This window comes from Roseiconus lacunae (assembly GCF_008312935.1).
In the GTDB taxonomy this organism is placed as follows: Bacteria; Planctomycetota; Planctomycetia; order Pirellulales; family Pirellulaceae; genus Stieleria; species Stieleria lacunae.
Window position 1 is genome coordinate 16,216 of record NZ_VSZO01000005.1, and the last position, 18,502, is coordinate 34,717.

Genomic DNA, 18,502 nt, shown 5'->3' on the forward strand with positions numbered 1-18,502 from the left:
CATTTAGAGGCTTGGTGACGCGGAGTCCCAGCAGAATCGCTTGTAGGGTGACGCCCTGATGCGGTGAAGTTGGACAGCTCGGTGGGCAATTTCGGTTAACAAAGAGTCCGCGTACCTTTTCCTTGTTTTAAAGGTTTCGGTTCAACAACCGGGGCTAAAGCCCGTTGGCTGATGATGCGAATCCGAATATCGGGTATCGTCAAGCCGGAATCTCAGCTCGGGATATTGAATGATTGCGACGTTGCCAGCTAGTTTTCGTTTTCGCCTTGGCCAAAAACGCTTCGGCTAGCTGACGTTCCCCAGGTTGATTGGTTGTGATGGTGGCTTTGGTTCGGCGCGATCGTCAGCCACTGCCATGGACCGTCATGGACAAGTCGAGCGATAAGTGCGATCTGTCCGACGTGATAGGCAATGTGCGTGATTGCCCGAAGAATCGCTTGTGTCACGAGCTGCGGTTCACCCCGGATCGTAACGGTCTGTTCAAGCGCAGCTTCATCAAGTTCAGAAAGCGCCTTGATTAACGTTGACCATCCATCGTCGAAGTACTTCATCAAGGATTCGCGATCATCGTTCCAGTCCGTGAATTCTTGATCGCGATCACGAGTTGGTTTTTCACCATCGGTTGTCGAAAAGTTGGTCCATCGGCTTTGGAGATTTCCCCCAAGGTGACGAAGGATGATGGCGACTGAATTGAATTCGCGTGCAGGCCGCGCAAAGAGCTCTTCGTCAGACAACTGGACGGTGATCCCATCGATCATGCGGCGATAGGACGCAAGTGTCTGTAGGGTCTCGATAATCCAACTGTCTTGACGACTCATTGCTGCTCCGGTGCCAATTTAGTTTGGTAGCTTGTCACAGGAAGTTCGGCAGGGCGAGGAATTGATCGGCAATCCACAGTGCTGATGCACCCATGTCCGTGAGTCATGCGAATCCGGAGGTTAAGCAATGACGCAGCTTTTCGTTCGCGTTTGAACTGTCGTTGGGATCGATTTCCGTCACCACTGCGTCTTTATACTCAATTCTGTATGACAAGGTGACAGAATGAAACAAGAGCGTTCGATAGATGCACTCGGTGATGACGCTTCGTTGCAGTTCGATAGGAGAATGAACCGCATCGCGTTGCTTGCGGTTTCGTTGCGACAACCGGGGCTAACGCCCGTCGGCTGATGAGTCGAACGGGAACGTCGGGTCTGACTGGAGCACCAACGCGTCGTCGACCGCCTAAGTTCGGATGGGCCGCAAGGCGCAAGCCGCGGTTTCCGGGCGATAACCTTGGCCAAAGCTCGATGGCTAAACGTTCGGAACCGGGGTTCTGAAATGGAATAAAACGATCGCCGAATAGTGGCAACAACTGCTCTTTTCTTCCGCGTGGAGGCTCCGTCGGTCAACTAGGTTAGCTGAGCGTCCATCGTAATTTCTGCGTTGAGCAGTTTCGAAACGGGGCAACCCTCTTTTGCTTTGCCGGCGCATTCCAAAAAGGTTTCTTCAGTAGCCCCCGGGACTGTTGCTTTCACAACCAGATGAACCTTTGTTATCGCGGGGCCGTCGTCATCTTTCCCGAGCGTGACCGTCGCTGATGTCTCGATCGAATCGGCGGTCAGATCGGACTGGCCAAGGATATTTGACAAAGCCATCGAAAAACAACCGGCGTGTGCCGCCGCGATTAGTTCCTCCGGGTTGGTCCCTTCGGCGCCTTCGAAGCGGGTCTTGAAGTCATAATGTGTCGACTGCAATGCCGTGCTTGTTGTTTGCAACGTACCCGATCCGTCTTTCAGCCCGCCTTTCCAAATTGCTGATGCTTTATTGTTCATAAAGATGTGCTCCTATAATTCGAGTCATGGACGATCAACTTCCGTCATCTTATGAGGTCGACAACCGTCATACGATCCGACACCGAGGCCAAGTTCGTGTTGAGTTGCCGGACACCTCTGAAAAGATGAGGCGGGGAAGCGTAGCCTGCAAACGTTGCGCCGATAGAACGATTGGTTCTCCGAGGTGCACGTCGCTTTGGATCCGGCGGTTTCGTCACTGCGTCACGTGAGGTCGTTCAACCGGTCGTGCGCAATCCGCCGGCGATGCCTTGGATCGATAGCCGCAACAGGCTAGTGTGCTCCTCATCCTGCTCTCCCGACTTGAGTTGACTGAGCAAATGAATTTGCGACAGATTAAGGGGGTCGACGTAGGGATTTCTCATCGACACCGAGGCTCGGAGCCACTCGATATCGGTCAGCAATTCATGATTCTCTTTAATCATCAAAATCGCACCCCGGCTACTTTCAAACTCTGATGAAATCATCTGCCAAATTTCTTGGCTGGATTCGTCGCTGATCAATGAGGCGTAGATTTTCGCGATCTGCATGTCGGCCTTGGCAAGAGCTAATTCCGCGTTGTCAATCAACGCTCGAAACATAGGCCAACTGGAGAACATTGAGCGTAAGACGGACCAATCGGGATCCTTTTGGTCGACAAACTTTCTTACGGCAGTACCGATGCCAAACCACGCCGGTAGTAGGTGTCTCGATTGCGTCCACGCGAACGTCCAAGGAATTGCTCGAAGGTCGCCGAGTGATTGTCGCTTTCCACGTCTTGCCGGACGGGATCCGATCGGCAAATTCTCGATTCCTCCGATCGGGGTTGCGCAGTCGAAGTAGTGCAAGAACTCCGGATGCTCAACCAGCTTTCGGTAGGTCGACAATGATTCCGCCGACAGAAACTCCATCCCTTCCACCCATGCCGAGTCCGGTGGCACGCTTGGCGTCGCACTCACCAACAATGTCGCGTTGATGATTTGCTCCAGGTGTCGATGAGCGATGACGGGGTCATCGTAGCGTTCGGAAAGCACCTCGCCTTGTTCGGTCACACGTAATCGCCCGTTGACGGCCTCTTGCGGCAGCGACCGAATCGCTCTAGCTGCCGGGCCGCCTCCCCGACCGAGCGCGCCGCCACGACCGTGGAAAACCGTCAAATCCACGTGATTTTCCTTTGCGACCGCTGCTAGTTTTTCTTGGCCTTGGTGAAGTTCCCAGCACGCAGTCAGATAGCCGCCGTCTTTGGTGCTGTCAGAATAGCCCACCATCACCATCTGTTCGGGTTGATCTAGCTTCCCAAGGTAACTTTGGTAGTTCGCATTACTTAACAGTGTTTGCAGGATACCCGCCGCGTTTCGCAAGTCGTCGATCGTTTCAAACAGCGGCACGATCGGAAGGTACGGCAACCGCTCGGCGTCACGCTGCCGCTGTGCCCAAGCGGTTTTCCAAAGTGACAGTACCGTCAGCACATCGTCTGCCGAGTGAGTCATGCTGATGATGTAGCCGCCGATCGGGGCCATTCCCCAGCGCGAGGATTCTTCGACCAGCAGCAAAAATGTGTCGAAGACTTCGCGAGAAGTCTCTGAAAGCGCGTCCACGTCGATTGCTTCGGGCACGGTATCTTGACGAAGGTAATCGGCGAGTGCCTTGTCGTCCGGTGGATGTGAAGCACCGGTTTGGACCGCAACAACTTCACGTAAGCACTCGCGGTGGACTTCCGAATTTTGCCGGATATCCAGGGCCGCAAAATGAAAACCAAACGTATCCACCAAGTCGATCCAAGGCTGCAGGTATTGATCGACAACGCGGCGACCTCGGTTGACCAACATACTCTCACGGAGCAGCTCCAAATCGGAGCGGAATTCGGCCAGTGATTCAAACGCAGCTTCGCTTTCGGTGTCAGCTTCTGCGTCTTGCGATGGCTCGGACTCCGATTGCTGGGTGTCGCGTTGCAACGTGCCAAGGGTTTGTTCCAACCGGAACTGAAGCATCCGCAGGAATCGACGGTAGGTCTCCGAATGAGAAACCGGAGCCAAACGTTCGTCCAGCATGGACCAGCGTTGAACACATTGGTCGATTCGTTCGCGCAATCCATCGTCGGAGGGCACTTGCTGATCGGACATCACGACTTGATTGTGCAATTGCCGGCACTCGGCGAGATGGCCTTCCAGCGCAGCTCGGCGCAACCGCGCGAACGTACTGCGTGAGACTTCGGCGGTCACAAAGGGGTGTCCGTCTCGATCGCCACCGATCCACGTTCCGAATGCCAAGAACTGTGGGATTTCAAAGTGATGATGTGGATAAGCCTTCTCGAGCGCCGTTCGCAATTCACGATAAGTTTTCGGGACGACGTCCCATAAGGTCGACGCAAAGTACACGCCGCGGCTGACTTCGCTCATCACCGGCGGCCGGTCCGGACGCATCAAATCGCTTTGCCAGAGTACGGTCAAATTCGCTAGCAGTTCTGCTTCGGCGGCTTCTGAATCGGCACCCGATTTTTGGGCTAGTAATTGTCGCACGCGGCGCAGCAATTGCCGAGTCGTTCGTCGTTTTGCTTCCGAAGGATGCGCCGTGAAGACCGGTTCAATCTTTAATCTGTCTAGCCAACGTTGCATCTCGGAAGCCGTCACGCCTTGTTGTTGCATTTCAACGACGGCATGAGCGATCGATTCGCGACGTGGGATCCCTTCGGCGCGGGCGGTCGCGTCACGACGTTTTAGGACATCGATCCGCTGCTGTTCTTCGGCCGCGTTGGCGAGATCGAAGAACAGGCTTAGCCAACGGATCACGGACCGCAGTTCATTCGGCGTCAGCCGTTCGATCTCATCGACCAAGCGAGACTCTGCGTCGGGGATGCCGGCTCGTCGTTCGAGACCGAGTCGTCGAATACGATGCATCGTGTCGGCCAACGACTCGCCGACCTGTTCGCGGACGACCAAATCGAGTTGTTCGACGAGGTGATCGAGGGTTCCTTCTTTTCCGGTTGGGTTCTTCATGCAATCGTCGCTGACAATCGTTGGTGGAGACTGATTTGCCGTATCGTAGCGAAGCGGATATCCACTGACGTCCCACACGTCGTAGCAACGCCGGAAGTCGTCCGCAACGGAAACCGTCTTCCCCTTAAGCGACCCGCAACGCGACAGGGGGTGGTGACTTCTGTGGCCAAAGTCAACGTCCCTCCAATCGGGGCGCGAAGCGACACCGGGTAATCACCCGGGATGTCCGACCCGGGAAACAAAACGCCGGAGTGTGAGAGTGTCGAACCAGCTGCAAGTCGGGGCGGCACGGTGGCGTCGTGTCGAAAGCAGAATCGCCTGGCGGCTTCGGGCAGGCGGTTTAGCAGCGTGGCGCATCGCGCGGGACGCTTTTCAGATTGCGCACAAAAAAGCCCGAAATTTGCATCCGCAAATCCCGGGCTTTCGATCTAGCTACCCCGCTAGGACTTGAACCTAGAATGACTGAACCAAAATCAGTAGTGTTGCCGATTACACCACGGGGTAGTGCTCGTTGAGCTGTCCGCGAAGTTTAGCAAATGCTTCGCCGTTGCCAAATAGGACTCGGTCACTTCTTGGCAGGTTCGGGAGAAATTTTTTGGCCTCGATGCTCACGCCCATGTCCGTCGCCCTCCCAAGTCGAACAATTCATTTCTCCAGACCGACCGCCATTTCTACCCACCCCACCGCTGGCCATCATTTCGCCGCTTGCCGTTGGGAGTTTTGTCAGCGAGGTCGACAGGGTTCGGCTTGCCATGGTCGACGCGAAGAACAGGTCGATGCGAAGAGCAGAACGCTACTTTCGGCGGATCGAAAGGCGACCGTTGATTCTTTCTCATCGATAGGCTTCGGCCATCGTTCGGACGGCTTCGGCAACGGTTTCGCGAAATTCTTCTGGGCCAATCACTTCGGCGTCTGCACCGAGCGACAAGACTCGGGGCAAAATCTCGCGTGGATGTGATGCCGGAACGGTCAACATCGCAGCTTCATCGTCGAGTTCTTCGAGGACTTGTTCCGGATGCCAGGGGTCTTCGCGGACGTAAGCCGCACTTCGTTTGCCGAGTTTAATTTGGACCTTGGTCGGCGAGTCGCCTGAGAATATTCCGATGCTACTGCCAAGGTATTTTGCCAAGTCGATTTCAGAATCCGGTTTAAAGTATTCGTCCAACAAACGAGCTTGCCGAAATCGATCAAGTTTCCAGTTCCGCAGCCGCGCATTCTTTTCCGCCGCAGCTACATCGCCCTCTGCTTGGGGTGTCGCGGCAACGATGTAAATGCTGCTTTGATAAACCGCCAAGCCATACGGTTCGATCCTTCGAGTGGAAACCGGTTTACCGATCGCTTGATAGTCAATCTCCACCAACCGGTGTTCCAAGATCGCCCGGTTAATCGTCTTCAACATGCCTTCTTGGCGTTCGTACGATTTGTAAGGTGATCCGAACACGTGAAGCGCGGCGCGATAGCGGGCGTAGTGATCGAATACTCCATTGGGGACCGCTTCTTGAACTTTGTTCCAGAACGTTTCGATTCCTCGCCAGTACTGCGTCCCCATCAACGGATACAGCAATTCTCGCCCGATCGACAGTGCGATCAACTCGGTCGACGAAATTCCGATTTCGTGAACGTCCTTGGTATTTTGCCCAAGCTTAAAGACCCGACCCCGTTGGACCGTTTCTGACTGAATGTCAAAGCCCGCCGCCTGCAACGCTTCGAGGTCACGGCGTACCGTCCGCTCGTGTAGTTTCGTCAGCCCCAAATCGGCGACCAAATCGCCACGCAATTCGTCTAACGTTCGCCCGAAACGTGAGAGTTCGAGCAACTGCAGTAGCTTGTGTTGACGAATGAGCTGTTCGTTTCTTGCCATCAGCAACTCGTTTTGCCGAGCGATCGAAAGGAGTCCGGAAACACCGGATCGCCCCTCAATTGCAATCCGTGCGGGCGGTTATTCTAGAACGCCGGTCCGCCGAGGCAAACCACCACGACGATTCCTTCGGGGCCGCAGCCCTGTGCTGGGCAGTTCTTTCGCCGGAGTTGACACGCCCGGCAAAGACACGGAACTCCGCCGATGCCTGTTCCCAAATCGCCGTTTGTCGACCATGATGCAGCTTACGAAAAATTTCTTCCCCGATTCCGTGCATCGAATGTCCATCATTCCCGAATTCGCAGCCGCCTTGGCCGACCACAATATCGAACTCGACGAAGAGGTCACGCTGCGTTTACAGGCTTACGCGACCGAAATGTGGCGTTGGAACGAGCAATTGAATCTGACACGCCACACGACCTGGGATCTGTTTGTCGGTCGCGATTTACGCGATTGCCTGCAGGTCTCTAAAGTGATCGTCGAAGGTGAAGAAGTCTTGGATTTGGGGAGCGGTAATGGGGTCCCCGGAATTCCGCTCGCGATTCTGCGTCCTGATATTGAGGTTTCGCTAGCCGAGTCGGTCGCCAAACGCGCCAATGTTTTGGCCGAGATGGTCGCCGAATTGGAACTGCCGGTTCCGGTATATGCGTCACGCGGCGAAGAGTTGCTGGACGATTTTCGTTTCAGCACTTTGATGTGCCGCGCTGTCGGTAGCATTGCCAAATTGTGCCGCTGGGTCGAACCGTACTGGAGCAACATTGATCGGATGCTTTTGATCAAAGGCCCCAAATGGATCGAGGAACGTAAGGAAGCGCGACACTTGGGATTGATGGGCACGTTGGAACTGCGCCGCGTCGTTGCCTATCCACTCGGCGATGACGCCGAACAAGCCGAGGGCGCCATCCTGCAAGTATGGCCACGTAACCGACAGTTGCAACACAGTTTTCCCGAGCAGTGATGTTGGCTTGACGGCGATTGGCTTGTGTTCACGAAGACTGCGTTTGTGACCAGCGGAAGCCGCCGACTGCTTTCGGCATCCGGGTGCACCGAAACTCTCCGCGGCTTGTTGATTGAATCGAATTGGGCGACTCAACAATCAGCCGACGGGCACGAGCCCAGATTTGCGCTGAACAACCGCACGCGATCGCGATTGCGGCTGATTAAATCAACAAACCGTCCGCGAGTTCCGCTACGTGAATCAAGCGTGGCCCTTCCCCGGCCGCTCAAGCGTCCGACCCTATCGCGAGTGGGAAGGTGACGTCAGCGATGGCGGCCGCTTCGGTTCTCTTGGCGAGTTCCGATCTGATCGGTGCGGATCAGTGATAGTTCGGCGTCGGGGGGCGGTAGTCGCTGAGGTTGATCGATTTGAACCACTCGATCGTTCGTTCCAAGCCTTGGGCGAGTTTGATCTTTGGTTCCCAGCCGAGCTTATCTTTTGCCAGTGAGATGTCCGGTCGGCGGCGGGTCGGATCGTCCGACGGGAGAGGTCGTTCGACCAGTTTGCTAGACGAACCCGAAATCTCGATGACTAATTCGGCGAGTTCTTTGATCGTAAACTCGTCGGGGTTTCCGATGTTGACCGGACCGATAAAGTCCGAATGATTCATCATCCCAATAATCGCATCGACTAAGTCGTCACGGAAGCAGAACGAGCGAGTTTGAGACCCGTCGCCGAAGATCGTGATGTCCTCGCCCGCGAGTGCTTGACGGATAAAGTTCGAAACGACGCGGCCGTCAAACGGATGCATCCGCGGTCCGTAGGTGTTGAAGATGCGGACGATTCGTACGTCGACCTTGTTGCTGCGGTGGTAATCCATAAACAAGGTCTCGGCGGCACGTTTACCTTCGTCGTAGCACGCTCGGATACCGATCGGGTTGACACTACCACGGTAGTCTTCGGTTTGCGGGTGGACTTCCGGATCCCCATAGACCTCGCTCGTACTGGCTTGCAGGATCCGAGCGCCGCAGCGTTTGGCGATCCCTAGCATGTTGATCGCTCCCATCACGCTTGTCTTCATCGTCTTGATGGGGTTGTACTGGTAGTGCCCCGGGGCGGCCGGGCACGCCATGTTGTAAATCTGATCGACTTCCAGGAAGACAGGCAGCGTTACATCGTGTCGGACCAGTTCGAAGTTCGGTCGATCGAGCAGGTGCGATACGTTCGATTTTTGGCTGGTAAAGAAATTGTCCAGGCAGATCACGTCGTGCCCTTCATCCACCAGGCGTTCGCACAGATAGGATCCCAAAAATCCCGCACCACCGGTTACTAAAATTCGTTCGATCATGTGAGGTTCTGCTCTTTGGAAAGCCTAGCGTAAAGGGTCAGTCGTCGCGTTATGGTGATTCGACATGTGACAGTCAAGGACGCAATTGTCGATCAGTCGAGTCGTGCCGACGTGGGCGGCGATCAATGCGACCGCGGATGTCGTCACCTTGTCGATCGGCTGCAAGGTGACCGGATCGACGATGACGGCATAGTCCAATCGATCGACGGATTGATTGGAGGCAGCCCCCGATAATCGTTCCCGTAGTCGATCGGTCAAGGCCTGAACGTTCCGCTGACCACCGTCGAATGCGGTCTGAACGTCCGCCAGGGCCATCGAGAGGCACCGCGCACGTCGCCGATCGGATTCGCTGAGATACCGGTTTCGGCTACTCATCGCTAACCCGTCCGCTTCGCGAACGATCGGGCAATCGATGATCTCGATGGGAATTTTGAAGTCCTCTACCATCGCTTTGATCACGCAGCACTGTTGGTAATCTTTTCGGCCAAAAAAAGCGTGGCTGCCGGGCAATATCTGAAAGAACTTGAGGACAACCGTGGCGACCCCGCCGAAGTGCGAAGGACGGAATTGCCCTTCGAGCGGCTCGGCAACTTTCGGCGGATTGACCGAAGTGCTCGCACCGGCCGGGTACATGTCTTTCACGTCAGGAATCAACACCGCGTTACAACCGGCCTCGCCGAGCAGGGTGACATCCCGCTCGATTGTCCTCGGGTACTGATCCAAATCTTCGCCGGGAGCAAACTGCGTCGGATTAACGAAGATCGTGGCGATGGTATGATCGCACGCTTTGCGGCTGTGCTCGACAAGCGAAAGGTGCCCTTGATGCAGTGCCCCCATGGTCAGCACGACGCCGACGCTCTGGTCATTCCGCCGGCACGAACGGACAAAGTCGTGTGCTTCGGCCGTGTTGTCGATGATCTGCATGCGGATACGAGTGCGAGCGAAATGACGACCATCGATCGATGATCATTGTTCGGTCTAAAACCGTGGTCTGTTCGGTCTAAAACCGTGGTCTGGCGAACATCATCCTCGCATCAACTGAGCATGGCAACCACCCTCGATACCCAATGCGAATCCGATCAGAATCTCAGGTCATTTCATCCGCTATTCGGTTTCTCTAACGCGGCCCGATGCACCATTGATCCATCACTTTGGAAACAGCGTCGATTTGATGTGGTCTCACCAGGTTGGGAATCAACCCACTACGGAAGACTCGACGTGGCTTCGTCGAGCACATGCTCGGCCACGTAGATCGGCAGCGGTGGCGAGAAGGTGACCGCGACGGCGATGGCGTCGCTTGGGCGAGAATCGATTTCGACCATCTGGCCTTCTGCGGTTTCCAAACGTAGCTGCGCAAAATACGTTTGGTTGCTCAGGTCGCTGATCACGACGCTGTGAACTCGGGCTCCCAAGGCCTCGGCCGTTTGGACTACCAAGTCATGCGTCAGCGGACGCGGAGGCGTGTAGTCATCCTCTTTCACACGTCGATCAATGTTGGTGGCTTCAAAGATCCCAATCAAGATTGGAAACTCGCGGTCGCCATCGATCTCGCGAAGGTAGATCACCTGGCTTTCGGTAAGCTCGGAAATGATGATCCGAGCGAGTTGCATTTCGACGGGCATGGTCAGGGTTCACCACGGATGAAAGGTGGCTTGCGGGAGGGAGTTCCGGCAAGTGTTTCGTCGACCCAGATGATATGACTGCCGAAAATCAATCCGGAAACAGGCACTCTGAAAAACGAAGACGACCGTCAACGACGAAGCAGTCACCATCGTCAGAACGAACGACGTCGCCGCCGCATCGCTCGAAAATCAACGAACCATCTTTATGATACCAACATTGGACGCGACGTTCGCGTCCGCAGTCGAAACACTTGACGCATCGATGCGTCTTACGCTTCTTCTCGGCGGAAGATGGTTACACCCAAAGGTGGGAGCGTCACCTGGATGCTGTCGGTGCGACCATGGTGAGCTTGGCCGGTCGTCTTTGCCCCGGGGTAATTGCCGACATTGGAGCCACCGTAGCGATCGCTGTCACTATTGAAGATCTCTTTCCAGAACCCGGCCTTGTCGACTCCGACGCGATAATCGTGGCGAACGACCGGGGTGAAGTTCGCACAGATCAGCAGCGGCTCGGATCCCTCAAGACCTTTTCGAAGGTAGACAAGCGTGCTCTCTTCCCAATTCATGCAGTCGACCCACTCGAACCCTTCCGAACTGAAGTCCAGCTCGTATAACGCGGGGTTTTCCAGCACGACGCGGTTAAGATCCGCGATCAGCTCTTGGATGCCACGATGAGACTCGAAGTCCAGCAGCAGCCAGTCTGGTCCGTCGTCATGATTCCACTCGTTCCACTGGCCGAGTTCGCCGCCCATGAACAGGAGCTTCTTGCCAGGGTGCGTCCACATGTAGCTGTAGAGCAAACGTAAGTTCGCAAACTTTTGCCACATGTCACCGGTCATTTGGCTCAGCAGCGCGCCCTTGCCGTGAACGACCTCGTCATGCGATAGCGGCAACATGAAGTTCTCGGTGAACGCATAGATCATGCTGAACGTCAGATCGTTTTGGTGATGACCGCGGTGAACTGGCTCGCGATGCATGTAAGCGAGCGTGTCATTCATCCAGCCCATGTTCCACTTGTAGGTGAAACCGAGGCCGCCATCGTAGACCGGACGTGAGACACCGGGCCATGCCGTCGATTCTTCGGCAACGGTCACCACACCGGGGTGATGCTCGTGAACGGCGACGTTGAATTCGCGTAGAAACTCGATCGCTTCCAGGTTCTCCCGGCCGCCGTATTGGTTCGGTATCCATTCGCCGGCTTCGCGGCTGTAATCGAGGTACAACATGGATGCGACCGCATCAACACGCAAGCCATCGATGTGGTACTTCTCCAGCCAGAACAAGGCGTTGGCGACCAAGAAGTTTCGCACTTCGTTACGGCCGAAATTAAAGATCATCGTGCCCCAATCCGGGTGCTCACCCTGACGCGGATCTGCGTGCTCGTACAACGCCGAGCCGTCGAAACGCCTTAGTCCGTGGCCATCCTTAGGGAAGTGGGCCGGGACCCAGTCGACGATCACGCCGATGTTGTGTTGGTGCAAGTAGTCGACGAAGTACATGAAGTCCTCGGGACTGCCGTGCCGGGACGTCGGTGCAAAGTAGCCGACAGTTTGGTAACCCCAAGATCCGGTAAAGGGGTGCTCGGTGATTGGCAGTAGCTCGACATGGGTGAAGTTCATACGGCGACAGTAATCGGCCAATCGATGGGCAAGGTCGCGATAGTCAAGCCATCCGTGTGTCCTGCCGGGGCCCTTTTGCCAACTTCCCAGATGACATTCGTAAACGTTCATCGGGACATGCATCGGGTCCATCTCCGATCGGCTTTCCATCCAATCGTTGTCGGCCCACTGGTAGTTACCAAGGTCACTGACGATCGACGCGGTCAACGGTGGGAGTTCGGCGGCGAACCCGACCGGGTCGGTCTTGTCGACCCATTGGCCGTGCTGATCGAGAATACGAAACTTGTACTTCTGCCCGGCCTTCACACCGGGGATAAACAGTTCCCAAATGCCGACCGATTGGTCTAGCTTGGCGACGTGTGCACGACCGTCCCAACCGTTGAAATCACCGACAACTTGGACGACGCGGGCGTTCGGCGCCCACACGGCGAAGTTGACTCCGTCGCTGTCGCCAACCGTTCGCAGTTGCGCTCCGAGGGTGTCGTACAAACGGTAGTGCTTACCTTCGCCAAGGAGGTAGCGGTCGTAGTCGGACATGATCGACGGCACCGCATATGGGTCGGCGATGTCAACAACTTTGCCAGTTTTATCAGCCATTTGAATTCGATAGGTAGCGTGGTCAATGGAGGTGGCTGCATCATGATGCGTCGAACGCCCGGCGTCGACAACACCCTCGCAAATCGCTTCGTAAAACCCGGCGGGGTGCAGTTTTCGCATCGGCCGGCGGGTTCCGCTGGCACGATCGATCACCCATGCCGCTTGCGCGTCGGGAAGAAAACTCCGAACGGCAACGGCACGCTCCCCACGGTATTCAACCGGATGCGGTCCCAGAATAGATGAAGGGTTTTCCAGGTGACCGTCAATCAGTCGTCCGATTTCTGAAAGGTTGACCTGTGTTTGCATGGCCCAAAAGTACGTTGAATACGGTTTGCGTAAAAAGGAAAGACACTGGTTAAAAAACGGGCGAGCTGATCGAATCACGACCGAGTCATTCGGCGTGGAGATCTTCGGCGGTAAACCGCCCTCGTCGCTTCGCGGTGGGGGCGCGACGCGACGTCAGGCCATCGGATGACGGTTGATCGGGATCGTTTTGCACCGCGTCGCTGTTTGCCGGATTGCCAGCGAGCACATCACTGGCAAGCAACCGACGAAGCCTCGCACTCGGTGCGGGGACAATACTGGGACCCGCAAAATTGGTAGCAGGACCGGATTGGTTGGGCGCGTTTGCGTTTTCCGGCGTGTTTGTGCCGCCGGAAAAAGGCATGATGCGGTTCCGCCCGGAGGGAGCCACCGGCCGATCGATTCGCAGTTGCGATTGACCAGACGCTCGACGGCTGGACGGACGAGCAGTTGAGGCTGCATCTTCCGTACCGTGACCTACTGCGGGCTTGCTTTGCGTCTCCGGTCCACGTCGGCTGACCAGACAGGAGCTGACCAAACATGCTTGAACGGTGTGGATATCGAGGGCTCGATCGACTCGTCGCCACAAATCGGCATGCTGTACCGCAACCCGCCGCCCGAAGTGCTCCCAGACAAAGTTGTTCTGGCGCCACCGCGGAAGCGAGTTGGAGAGCGATCGAATTAGGTAGCGGTTGGTACTCAGCAGCGTCACCGAACTGGGGCCGTCGATCGCTTCCAAACCACGTACGGCGGCCAACAGCGTCAATCGGTTCAAGTCGCCGAGGTCGCTGTCTTCAGCTTCGAGCACGGTTTCACCGAAGCTGTCTTCGAGACCGAATCGCCAATGCCCATCGGTGAGCGTTGTCGACCGTGCTTCACAAACAAGCAGGAACTCGGTCTGAAGAGATCTTCCAGGATAGGAGGGCATTCCAAAACTTGGCACAGCAAGGGGAGGGTTCTGTAAGGCTCGGTGGCTCTCGATCACGCACGGATCGGAGGCTTCAGCGGGGTCTGATAGCTTCACGACTCGCAGCTCCATGGGTTTTGGGATCTTGACGTGCCATGACCCAGCAGACGAGTTCGTCTGCTATGCCAACGGACAAGCGTTCCCAATCGTCAGACGGAGGTTGGGCAAACAGTTGGTGCGCCGGCCGATACGGTGGGCATGTCTCGCGAAGTCGTCCCGTTTTTTCAAAGGGAACGCAGTTCACACGGAACATTCAGTGCTGGTCACCGTCGGCCATTCACACCGACGCCGAGTCATACCCGCAGGATTGGGAGGGGCAGGCAGACTCGGCGTCGCTCTAATGGACTCGTCAAAGTCTTCCGTGTCGCCAAAGTTTGTCTAGAAGAATTCGTTTGCCCCAACTCAACCCCGCTGGCAAGACAGGACCATTCGATACAATCGGTGCTGACAATGGCCTCTCGACGAACGCCGCGCCAACGCCCGTAACTTTCCCAAGCCAAGATGACATCTCGTAGCAAGAAATCGAAAAAGGATCCCTGGTACCGCAACGGATTGAAGTTTGAATGCACCCAATGCGGAATCTGCTGCAGCGGCGAACCGGGCTATGTCTGGGTCGATGACGAGGAAATTGAAGCGATGGCGGATCAAATGAAATTATCAATCGATGAATTTGAATCCCAATTCATCCGCAAAGTCGGAGTCGATAAAAGTCTCCGCGAGTATCCGGACGGCGACTGTATCTTGCTCGATCCAGAAAAACGAACCTGCATGGTTTATGAAGGCCGTCCGATCCAATGCCGAACTTGGCCGTTCTGGGATTCGACACTCGCTTCGAAAAAGGACTGGAAGGAAACGTGTGACGTCTGCCCCGGCGCGGGGACCGGAAAGCTCTACACGTTCGAACACATCGAGATTCAGCGCAAAGAAAAAAGCGTGTGAGCTTGATCGGCGGAATTTACAGCGCGACCGTCCGCCAAATTTCATCTCCAATGATGCGGTTTTCTAAAGTTAAGTCTTGGCATTGCTCCTCGGTCGCGAAGATGACCGTTGGTCGCGAGCAACGGCTTCCAAAACTTTGTTATCATGCGATTGCAAAGACCTGATCAAAAACCGGCAGCCGAACGCGCCGCCGTCGGACCCTGCGTCGCCAAAACCGGACAATCGACGGACACGGTGACCAAGACCGTCGAATGACTAGTTCGCATGCATCGGTTTTCGATCAGGTTCTGACTTTCACCAAGTCTACGATCCTGCTTTCCAAGTCGACACAATGGGTTGGCAATAAGAGAAAGTAACTCTCCCGTAGCGACACTCCCTTCAGGCGGTTTTCGATGAGTTTCATTGTTGCTTTGGACCAAGGCACTACCAGTTCGCGTGCGATCGCGGTCGACGAAAAAGGCAGTATTCTTGGCATCAAGCAAAAAGAGTTCACCCAATACTTTCCCAGGTCTGGCTGGGTCGAACACGATGCCAATGAGATCTGGGAGACGCAACTCGAAGTCACTCGGGCGTTGCTCGATTCGATCCCGCAAGACGTCAGTCAAGCCGCCGGGATTGGAATCACCAACCAACGTGAAACAACCCTGATTTGGGATCGTCGCACCGGCCAACCGATTCACAAAGCGATCGTTTGGCAAGACCGGCGGACATCGCCGATCTGTCAACAATTGATCGCCCAAGGTGCCAACTCGATGGTCCAAGAAAAAACGGGCTTGTTGATCGATCCCTATTTTTGTGGCACGAAAATTGGCTGGATTCTTGATCACGTGGACGGTGCTCGCGATCGGGCTCGCAGCGGTGAGTTAGCCTTCGGCACGATCGATAGTTGGCTGATTTGGAACCTAACTGGCGGGCGTCTGCACATGGCGGATGTGACCAACGCCTCACGCACGATGTTAATGAACATTCACGACGGCCAGTGGGACGACGAACTTTTAGAGCTCTTCGACGTCCCCCGCGAATTGCTTCCCGATATCCGACCGGCGTGCCAGGTCTACGAAGAAACCGAGCCGTCTCTATTCGGCCAAGCGATCAAAATCGCGGGATCCGCCGGTGATCAGCAAGCCGCCCTCTTTGGGCAAAATTGTTCGCGTCCCGGGATGGCCAAAAATACGTATGGCACGGGGTGTTTCATGCTGATGAATCTGGGGCACCAGCCGCAAGCGTCAAAGCACAAACTGCTGACAACCATTGCCGCGAGTCCTGATCCCAAGCCTAGTTACGCCTTTGAAGGAAGCGTCTTCATCGCGGGCGCGGCGGTACAGTGGCTACGCGATGGGCTGGGGATAATCGAATCGTCGTCAGATGTTGAATCCTTAGCGGCCAGCGTCAAAGACACCGATGGCGTCTACTTGGTTCCCGCGTTTAGCGGTCTAGGGGCGCCGCAGTGGGATCCCGAAGCCCGCGGAACCATCGTCGGAATCACCCGCGGAACGACGCGAGCCCACCTCGCTCGAGCGACCCTGGAAGGTATCGCCTTTCAGGTCGCCGATGTTTTGGAGGCGATGCAGAACGACGCCGGCGAAAAGATTCAAGAACTACGCGTCGACGGTGGCGCCGCACAAAACGACCTACTGATGCAGTTCCAAGCGGACATCATGCAGACGCCGGTCGTTCGTCCGAAGATGACCGAAACAACCGCAATGGGAGCCGCTTACCTTGCCGGATTGGCCACCGGCTTCTTCCCCAGCCTGGATTCGATTGAATCGATTTGGGAAGTCGAGCGGCGATTCGAACCGGCCATGAAAGCAACCGAAGTCGCAAACCGCCGCGCCCGTTGGGCCGAAGCACTCAAACGATCGCAACACTGGGAATCGGTATAAGTATGACGGTCCAACTCGATCGGCAAGCCTCGCTCGAACAAATCACCAATCGCTGTAAACCGTGGGATCTGGCAGTCATCGGGGGCGGCGCAACCGGTGTCTCGATTGCAATGGACGCAGCCAGCCGCGGACTGGACACGGTGCTGTTGGAGCGATTCGATTTTGGTAGCGGAACGTCTAGCCGCAGCACTAAACTGGTCCACGGTGGCGTTCGCTATCTCAAGCAAGGCAACATCACACTGGTTCGTGACGCACTGCGAGAACGTACGTTGCTGAAGAACAACGCGCCGCACCTCGTCCAAGATCGTGCGTTTCTGATCCCGTGCAAAAGCGTCTGGGAGTGGATGTTTTATGGGATCGGTTTGAAGCTCTATGACTTTCTTGCCGCGAACAACAATTTCCGCCGCTCGCGCAGGGTGTCCAGTAAATTTGCACTCGAGCATTCACCTGGTTTGAAACCCGAGCGTGTTTGGGGTGGTGTCGTTTACCACGATGGGCAGTTCGACGACACTCGGCTTCTGATCAACATGCTGCAGACGGCTGCCGAATGTGGAGCCTGTGCCGCCAACTACGTCAACGTCGACCGCTTATTGAAAAACGACCAAGGGCGAATTCGTGGCGTTGCGGTGACGGATACTGAAACCGGGAAAAGCCACGACGTCTTAGCCAAAACAGTCGTCAATGCGGCCGGCCCATTTTGCGATGAAGTAAGGCAGTTGGACGATCCCGGCTCAGAAGCGATGGTGGCGGCGAGCCAAGGTATCCACTTGGTGCTGCCCATTGATTTCTTTCCGGGCAACAATGCGATGATCGTCCCGAAGACATCGGATGGACGCGTCATCTTCATTGTTCCTTGGCACGGACACGCGGTCGTCGGGACGACCGACACGGCAATCCCAAAAGCCGTCCCCGAACCGACGCCCCAACGTGACGAAATTCAATTTTTGCTCGATACCGCCGCACAGTATCTGACCCGTTCGCCCACGATCGACGACGTGCAAAGCATCTTCACGGGAATTCGTCCGCTCGTCAAAGGCGACAAGTCCGGCCGCACCGCGTCCCTTTCTCGTGATCATGTCATCCGCGTTTCCGATACCGGATTGATCACCATTACCGGAGGCAAGTGGACGACGGTACGCAAAATGGCTGAAGATTGTGTCGACCGAGCCATCGAGGTGGGGGCGATACCCGCGTCCGAATGTAAAACTCACGACCTCGCGATTCATGGGGCAACAAGTGATACCAGTAAGACGCGTTCGTTCTACGGGACCGATCTGCAGGACATTGAAAAGCTCGAACGCGACGAACCCGAACTCGACGAACGTCTCGACGACGCCCTCCCGATTCTCAAATCAGAAATCGTATGGGCTGTCCGCCGAGAGATGGCACGAACGATCGAAGATGCGCTTGGGCGGCGAACGCGGGCGCTATTTTTAAACGTCGCTGCTTGTCAGCGGATCGCACCAACGGTCGCCAAGTTGCTTGCGCAAGAGTTGCGTCGGGACGAATCTTGGATTGATGACCAACTGAAACGGTTTGACAAGGTGCTCGATCACTACGATCCCAAGCGTTTGATGAAGTGATCGCCGTATCGATGGATTGATTCCGTGTGAAAGGAAGCACCA

Annotated in this window: 13 protein-coding genes and 1 tRNA gene; 4 read left to right on the forward strand and 10 right to left on the reverse strand. The window is 55.8% G+C overall.

Going from position 1 to position 18,502, the window contains the following annotated elements:
- Positions 1–248: 248 nt before the first annotated feature.
- From FYC48_RS08580 to FYC48_RS08600, 5 genes are all read right to left on the reverse strand, one after another.
- Entirely contained in the window at positions 249–818 is a 570-nt protein-coding gene (locus FYC48_RS08580; protein ID WP_149496298.1) for a DinB family protein, read from the reverse strand.
- Between the two features lie 570 nt (positions 819–1,388).
- On the reverse strand, positions 1,389–1,811 hold the full coding sequence (locus FYC48_RS08585) for an OsmC family protein (protein WP_149496299.1): 423 nt from the start codon (positions 1,809–1,811) through the stop codon (positions 1,389–1,391).
- Between the two features lie 236 nt (positions 1,812–2,047).
- Positions 2,048–4,804, reverse strand: a complete 2,757-nt coding sequence (locus FYC48_RS08590; RefSeq protein ID WP_149496300.1) for a phosphoenolpyruvate carboxylase — start codon at positions 4,802–4,804, stop codon at positions 2,048–2,050.
- Between the two features lie 432 nt (positions 4,805–5,236).
- Positions 5,237–5,308: transfer RNA gene (locus FYC48_RS08595), tRNA-Gln, on the reverse strand.
- Between the two features lie 328 nt (positions 5,309–5,636).
- On the reverse strand, positions 5,637–6,665 hold the full coding sequence (locus FYC48_RS08600) for a helix-turn-helix transcriptional regulator (protein ID WP_149496301.1): 1,029 nt from the start codon (positions 6,663–6,665) through the stop codon (positions 5,637–5,639).
- 277 nt (positions 6,666–6,942) lie between these two features.
- On the opposite strand from FYC48_RS08600, the gene rsmG reads away from it, so the two are divergent.
- Positions 6,943–7,620 (forward strand): 16S rRNA (guanine(527)-N(7))-methyltransferase RsmG, encoded by a 678-nt coding sequence (rsmG, locus tag FYC48_RS08605; RefSeq protein ID WP_149496302.1) that lies wholly within the window; start codon positions 6,943–6,945, stop codon positions 7,618–7,620.
- 358 nt (positions 7,621–7,978) lie between these two features.
- On the opposite strand, the gene FYC48_RS08610 is transcribed toward rsmG, so the two are convergent.
- The 5 genes from FYC48_RS08610 to FYC48_RS28345 all read right to left on the reverse strand — a co-directional run bounded on the left by FYC48_RS08610 (position 7,979) and on the right by FYC48_RS28345 (position 14,016).
- Positions 7,979–8,947 (reverse strand): UDP-glucuronic acid decarboxylase family protein, encoded by a 969-nt coding sequence (locus FYC48_RS08610; RefSeq protein WP_149496303.1) that lies wholly within the window; start codon positions 8,945–8,947, stop codon positions 7,979–7,981.
- A gap of 24 nt (positions 8,948–8,971) precedes the next feature.
- Complete coding sequence (gene panC, locus FYC48_RS08615) at positions 8,972–9,871, reverse strand: pantoate--beta-alanine ligase (RefSeq protein ID WP_149496304.1); 900 nt, start codon at positions 9,869–9,871, stop codon at positions 8,972–8,974.
- A gap of 278 nt (positions 9,872–10,149) precedes the next feature.
- Entirely contained in the window at positions 10,150–10,569 is a 420-nt protein-coding gene (locus FYC48_RS08620) for a bifunctional nuclease family protein (RefSeq protein ID WP_149496305.1), read from the reverse strand.
- A 269-nt stretch (positions 10,570–10,838) separates the two neighbouring features.
- Positions 10,839–13,091 carry a 1,4-alpha-glucan branching protein GlgB gene (glgB, locus tag FYC48_RS08625; RefSeq protein WP_149496525.1) on the reverse strand — a complete coding sequence of 751 codons (2,253 nt, stop codon included), beginning with the start codon at positions 13,089–13,091 and terminating at the stop codon, positions 10,839–10,841.
- Positions 13,092–13,176: 85 nt separating this feature from the next.
- The gene (locus FYC48_RS28345; protein WP_235034151.1) at positions 13,177–14,016 is read right to left on the reverse strand and encodes a ribonuclease H family protein; all 840 of its coding nucleotides are present in this window, start codon (positions 14,014–14,016) and stop codon (positions 13,177–13,179) included.
- A gap of 540 nt (positions 14,017–14,556) precedes the next feature.
- Between FYC48_RS28345 and FYC48_RS08635 the strand changes: the two genes are divergently transcribed.
- The 3 genes from FYC48_RS08635 (at position 14,557) to FYC48_RS08645 (ending at position 18,460) form a co-directional block, all read left to right on the forward strand.
- The gene (locus FYC48_RS08635) at positions 14,557–14,994 is read left to right on the forward strand and encodes a YkgJ family cysteine cluster protein (protein ID WP_149496306.1); all 438 of its coding nucleotides are present in this window, start codon (positions 14,557–14,559) and stop codon (positions 14,992–14,994) included.
- Between the two features lie 392 nt (positions 14,995–15,386).
- On the forward strand, positions 15,387–16,877 hold the full coding sequence (gene glpK, locus FYC48_RS08640) for a glycerol kinase GlpK (protein WP_149496307.1): 1,491 nt from the start codon (positions 15,387–15,389) through the stop codon (positions 16,875–16,877).
- Between the two features lie 2 nt (positions 16,878–16,879).
- Positions 16,880–18,460, forward strand: a complete 1,581-nt coding sequence (locus tag FYC48_RS08645; protein WP_149496308.1) for a glycerol-3-phosphate dehydrogenase/oxidase — start codon at positions 16,880–16,882, stop codon at positions 18,458–18,460.
- Positions 18,461–18,502: the final 42 nt, after the last annotated feature.

What these genes read in the sequence shown, in the direction of transcription:
- FYC48_RS08580 (WP_149496298.1), bottom strand. Translation starts at nt 818, where the DNA reads ATGAGTCGTCAAGACAGTTGGATTATCGAGACCCTACAGACACTTGCG.
- FYC48_RS08585 (WP_149496299.1), bottom strand. Translation starts at nt 1,811, where the DNA reads ATGAACAATAAAGCATCAGCAATTTGGAAAGGCGGGCTGAAAGACGGA.
- FYC48_RS08590 (WP_149496300.1), bottom strand. Translation starts at nt 4,804, where the DNA reads ATGAAGAACCCAACCGGAAAAGAAGGAACCCTCGATCACCTCGTCGAA.
- FYC48_RS08600 (WP_149496301.1), bottom strand. Translation starts at nt 6,665, where the DNA reads ATGGCAAGAAACGAACAGCTCATTCGTCAACACAAGCTACTGCAGTTG.
- rsmG (WP_149496302.1), top strand. Translation starts at nt 6,943, where the DNA reads ATGTCCATCATTCCCGAATTCGCAGCCGCCTTGGCCGACCACAATATC.
- FYC48_RS08610 (WP_149496303.1), bottom strand. Translation starts at nt 8,947, where the DNA reads ATGATCGAACGAATTTTAGTAACCGGTGGTGCGGGATTTTTGGGATCC.
- panC (WP_149496304.1), bottom strand. Translation starts at nt 9,871, where the DNA reads ATGCAGATCATCGACAACACGGCCGAAGCACACGACTTTGTCCGTTCG.
- FYC48_RS08620 (WP_149496305.1), bottom strand. Translation starts at nt 10,569, where the DNA reads ATGCCCGTCGAAATGCAACTCGCTCGGATCATCATTTCCGAGCTTACC.
- glgB (WP_149496525.1), bottom strand. Translation starts at nt 13,091, where the DNA reads ATGCAAACACAGGTCAACCTTTCAGAAATCGGACGACTGATTGACGGT.
- FYC48_RS28345 (WP_235034151.1), bottom strand. Translation starts at nt 14,016, where the DNA reads ATGCCCTCCTATCCTGGAAGATCTCTTCAGACCGAGTTCCTGCTTGTT.
- FYC48_RS08635 (WP_149496306.1), top strand. Translation starts at nt 14,557, where the DNA reads ATGACATCTCGTAGCAAGAAATCGAAAAAGGATCCCTGGTACCGCAAC.
- glpK (WP_149496307.1), top strand. Translation starts at nt 15,387, where the DNA reads ATGAGTTTCATTGTTGCTTTGGACCAAGGCACTACCAGTTCGCGTGCG.
- FYC48_RS08645 (WP_149496308.1), top strand. Translation starts at nt 16,880, where the DNA reads ATGACGGTCCAACTCGATCGGCAAGCCTCGCTCGAACAAATCACCAAT.